The organism is Chthonomonas sp. (assembly GCF_035294505.1).
In the GTDB taxonomy this organism is placed as follows: domain Bacteria; phylum Armatimonadota; class Chthonomonadetes; order Chthonomonadales; family Chthonomonadaceae; genus Chthonomonas.
The window spans coordinates 1-2903 of the sequence record NZ_DATGKU010000097.1; the positions used below are offsets into that span (position 1 = coordinate 1).

The 2903-nt window shown below is 57.0% G+C and carries 3 protein-coding genes; all 3 read left to right on the forward strand.

The window, feature by feature from the left end; genetic code table 11:
* Window positions 1–628: 628 nt before the first annotated feature.
* Window positions 629–1654: an aspartate-semialdehyde dehydrogenase gene (locus VKV18_RS05775; protein ID WP_324203276.1), complete on the forward strand. Its 1026-nt coding sequence runs from the start codon at window positions 629–631 to the stop codon at window positions 1652–1654.
* The gene (gene dapA / locus VKV18_RS05780) at window positions 1647–2549 is read left to right on the forward strand and encodes a 4-hydroxy-tetrahydrodipicolinate synthase (protein ID WP_324203277.1); all 903 of its coding nucleotides are present in this window, start codon (window positions 1647–1649) and stop codon (window positions 2547–2549) included. Before VKV18_RS05775 ends, dapA begins: the two co-directional genes overlap by 8 nt.
* A 61-nt stretch (window positions 2550–2610) precedes the next feature.
* Window positions 2611–2903 (forward strand): sugar phosphate isomerase/epimerase family protein (locus tag VKV18_RS05785; RefSeq protein WP_324203278.1); only part of this gene is annotated, 293 nt, incomplete at its 3' end.

Genomic DNA, 2903 nt, shown 5'->3' on the forward strand with positions numbered 1-2903 from the left:
TCTCTGGCCGCTGTATCGCCGTGCGCCTCTCCAGCCCCCTCCCCCCATTGGGGAGAGGGGAGACCAATAAGCTTACTAGCGGTTTCCTTTGATAAGCTTCCCTTCAGGAACTTAACACAACCGCCCCCTTTCTCCCGAATCGGGGGAAAGGAAGGGATAGGGGGCGAGCAAAGTCGCCTTGCTCTACGAATAGGCTCTAGAAACGCTAGCCTCAACTGCCCCTCCCCTTCCCCCTCAGAACTGCTGGGAAGTGAAACTTAAGATTTCTCGCCTTCGGCTCGAAATGACAGGTGTTTATCTCGTCTTTGGCTCGAAATGACAGGTGTTTATCTCACCGGCTCTTCAAGACTGATGCCCTCCCTCAAGGGTACCCCCCTACAGGGAGAGAGACTGACCGCCTCAGCGGACCGTTTCATTCCCTTCATCGCCTATCGCTTTGGCCGCTGCTTCGCCGTCTGCAAGACGAAAGGATGGGATAGGGGGCGAACGAAGCAGGCTTGCTCTGCAGACCGACTCTACAGATTAACGGCCGCCACTTCCTATGGGAGCGGTTGACGCTCTCCTAGTAGATAGAGTAGACTTTATCCTAACAAAGATTCCGTTTTTTGAAAGTGAGACCCTGCTTTCGATGAAGACCTATCATGTGGCCATTGTGGGCGCCACAGGGGCGGTGGGCACAGAGCTGTTGCGTCTTTTAGAGGTACGTGAGTTTCCGGTGGCCTCGCTGCGCCTGCTTGCCTCAGAGCGCTCGGCAGGTCGGACGCTCCCATTTCGTGGCCAATCTCTTGTGGTCGAACGCCTCGATGCAAATGCCTTCGAGAACGTAGATATCGCCTTTTTCTCTGCCGGAGCCTCCCGCAGCCGTGAATTTGCTCCTCTGGCGGTTCGCGCCGGCGCCCTCGTTATTGATAACTCTTCCGCCTTCCGTATGGACCCGGCCGTGCCCCTTGTTGTGCCCGAAATCAACCCCGAAGATATCTGCCTGCACAAAGGGATTATTGCCAACCCCAACTGCTCGACCATCATCATGCTGATGGCATTGGCTCCCCTACGCAAACTCGCCCCTATTCATCGCGTTGTGGTATCAACCTATCAAGCCGCAAGCGGCGCCGGAGCCCAGGCTATGGCCGAGCTTATCGAGCAGACCGGCGATGTGCTTCGGGAAAAACCCATCGTGCCGCGCGTGTTCCCCTACCCCATTGCCTTCAACCTCTTTTGTCATAACACCAAAATAGATGAGACGGGCTATAACGAGGAGGAGCGCAAAATGATTTTCGAATCGCGCAAAATTCTTCACGACCCGCATCTCAAAGTCACCGCAACCTGCGTGCGGGTGCCCGTGGTACGCGCGCACTCGGAAAGCATTAATGTGGAGTTCGCTCCAGGAACGCGACCATCGCTTGAGGAGGCGAGAAAAGCATTGGAGACCTTCCCCGGTGTGGCCCTGGTGGATAACCGTGAAGCCAACCACTTCCCCATGCCCATCGAAGCCAGCGGCCGAGACGAGGTGCTCGTGGGCCGACTGCGTTATGACCTGTCGAATGAGAATGCCATAGACCTGTTTGTCTCCGGCGACCAGATTTTGAAGGGGGCTGCGCTTAATGCCATACAAATAGCGGAACGGTGGATAAAGGAGGGTTCCAAACATGCATAGTGCGCAATTTGGCCAGGTGCTTACCGCCATGGTGACCCCCTTCGATAGCCGTGGGGCTATTGACGATGCCGCTGTGGAACGCCTTGTGGACTACCTGTTTGAAAACGGTTCTGATGGCCTTGTAGTGGCCGGCACAACCGGCGAGTCGCCCACACTGAGTCATGAGGAGAAACTGCATCTCTTTCGACTCGTGAAACGCTGCGCGCGCGGCCGGGGGCCGGTTATCGCCGGCACCGGCACAAACGACACACGCGCCTCCATCCAACTGACCCAGGAGGCCGCAGAGATCGGCGTAGATGGCGCTCTGCTTGTGGTTCCTCCCTATAATCGTCCTTCGCAAGAGGGGCTTTACCAACATTTTCGCGCCATCGCCGAGAGCGTGCCCGGCCTGCCCTGCCTGCTCTATAATGTGCCAACCCGCACCGCTCAGAACATCGAAGCGGCCACCACCTTGCGTCTCGCCCACGATGTGCCGAACATTGTGGGCATTAAAGAGGCCTCGGGCAATCTGCTGCAGTGCACCGAGATCGCCGCCAACGCCCCACAAGGGTTTTCGCTCTATAGCGGTGAGGATGGTATCACCCTGCCGATGCTTTCGGTGGGTGCAGGAGGTGTCATCAGCGTGACATCGCATTTGGTGGGGCGAGACCTTAAAGCGATGCATCAGGCCTTTTTTGAGGGCCGTTATGAAGAGGCTGCGCGCCTGCATGCCAAAATGCTGCCCATTGCTCGAGCCTGTTTCCAACCTACCACCCCAAGCCCCGCCCCCCTCAAAGCGGCATTGGCGATGCTCGGCCTGCCCGTAGGAGGATTGCGCCTTCCTCTTGTGGAGGCCAACGAAAAAGAGCGCGCGGTGATACGCACCGCTATGGAGCAGTACGGACTGCTTACCTAATTGTGCTTTCTGTACCACAAGTAAAACGGTTTATTATTCAAAAAAAGAGAGGAGAGTTAACTTGAAAATCGCTGTGCAACTTGGGCTGCTGCCAGGAGAAACGGTTGCCGAAAAGGCTAAATGGGCCAAAGACCACGGGGTAGACGGCATTGAGCTGGGCGCCTGGGGCGGCTTGAACCAGATGCGTCGGGAGGCCGAACAGATCAACGGCATCGTCCCCATCTCCAGCGTCTGTGGGAATGCCGACCTTGAGGGGCACCCAAGCTTCGATTTCCTTGACCCCGACCCGCACAAGCGTCGAAAAAGCATTGAAGGAAGCAAGGCCATTCTGGCTTTTTGCGGCGAGGTGGGCGC

What these genes read in the sequence shown, in the direction of transcription:
- dapA (WP_324203277.1), top strand. Translation starts at nt 1,647, where the DNA reads ATGCATAGTGCGCAATTTGGCCAGGTGCTTACCGCCATGGTGACCCCC.
- VKV18_RS05775 (WP_324203276.1), top strand. Translation starts at nt 629, where the DNA reads ATGAAGACCTATCATGTGGCCATTGTGGGCGCCACAGGGGCGGTGGGC.